2 protein-coding genes are annotated in these 1,210 nt (G+C 61.4%); both read left to right on the forward strand.

All coding sequences use genetic code 11. From position 1 onward, the window contains the following. The first annotated feature begins 161 nt into the window (after positions 1-161). Positions 162-893 carry a GIY-YIG nuclease family protein gene (locus T331_RS18925; RefSeq protein WP_051622465.1) on the forward strand — a complete coding sequence of 244 codons (732 nt, stop codon included), beginning with the start codon at positions 162-164 and terminating at the stop codon, positions 891-893. A 60-nt stretch (positions 894-953) separates the two neighbouring features. Beyond that, positions 954-1,202 (forward strand): hypothetical protein, encoded by a 249-nt coding sequence (locus tag T331_RS0116760; RefSeq protein ID WP_026440849.1) that lies wholly within the window; start codon positions 954-956, stop codon positions 1,200-1,202. Positions 1,203-1,210 lie beyond the last annotated feature (8 nt).

A 1,210-nucleotide genomic window follows, 5' to 3' on the forward strand; every position in this document is an offset into this window, starting at 1 on the left:
AAGCCGAGAAACCCTACTACGCCGCGCTGCGAGAGCAGTCCATGGCAGCGTGACTCAAACCAAATAGCCTCCGGGAAAACCGGAGCGGTTCACTCGCGGCGCGAGAGGGAGGTCTGAACTTCCGCCTTGACGGCACAAACCCAGATGCCGACAGCCTGCTGATGGACGAGCGGAACTCCCTGTACGCCTTTATCCACGGTGATAAGGTGGAGTACATCGGCAAGACGGCGCGCACGGTACGGGCGAGGTTTGCCGGATATCAGAACCCGGCAAGAAGCCAGCGCACCAACTGCCGTTGCAATTCCAAGATTCGGGAGTTGCTGGGGCAAGGGGCGTCGGTCCGCATCTTCGTCTTCAACCCGATCTCCTACCTCCGGTATGGCGATTTCGAGATCAACCTCGCCGCAGGCCTTGAGGATGCCTTGATCGAAGCATTTGACCCTCCTTGGAACGGCAGGGAGCTGGGGCGTGCCATCACCGAGGAGGCCGAGCGCGAAGAACTGGATGAGGTCCGGCAGCAAGTGCCGGAAGATCAACCAATTCCGGCCTTCTGTCAGTCGTCGCTGCAATCGTCTCCGAGCAGTGCCCTCACGTTCAAGATTTTGCTGGGCGAGGCCTACTATCATCAGGGGATCATCAACCCAGGCGCGGCGGCCAGCGCTTATCTGGGGGGAGATGGCGAGCCGGTCGAGGTGTCGTTCGGCGACGGGACCGATCCCGTCATCTCGCGCATCGATCGGCGGGCTAACCCCGGTGGCTATGTGAGGATCTTGGGACGAAATCGAGACTTCGCGCGATGGTTCCAGCGTCATTTTTCGAAGGGAGAAACCGTTCAGGCGCTGGTGCTGGATGCCCACCGCATCAGGCTTCTGCCCAAGCTGGCGGCTGACTGAGCGCGAGGTGGAATGGGGCTACCGGCCGAGTATCCACCCCTCCCAACTCGCAATCACCGGATGTTCTTCGGTGCGCTCGCGCTGGCGTCCGTCAACAACCTCAATCATGCCCAGAAGCCCCAGCAGAGCGTCGAACCGGTCCTCGCCGCTCTCGCCTGCGCCGAAACCGTCAGCCAGCTCTGCGGCAGCCTGGGCCGTGAAGGTAACGCCATGGCGATTCGCCTGCGGATTCCGACGAAGCCGGCCATGCATTCCAACTTGAATCCGGCCACTGATTCCGAATTGAAGCCGGCCAGCGTTCCGATTTGATGTCGGCC

The organism is Acidocella facilis ATCC 35904, assembly GCF_000687875.1.
GTDB lineage: Bacteria > Pseudomonadota > Alphaproteobacteria > Acetobacterales > Acetobacteraceae > Acidocella > Acidocella facilis.

What these genes read in the sequence shown, in the direction of transcription:
- T331_RS18925 (WP_051622465.1), top strand. Translation starts at nt 162, where the DNA reads ATGGACGAGCGGAACTCCCTGTACGCCTTTATCCACGGTGATAAGGTG.
- T331_RS0116760 (WP_026440849.1), top strand. Translation starts at nt 954, where the DNA reads ATGTTCTTCGGTGCGCTCGCGCTGGCGTCCGTCAACAACCTCAATCAT.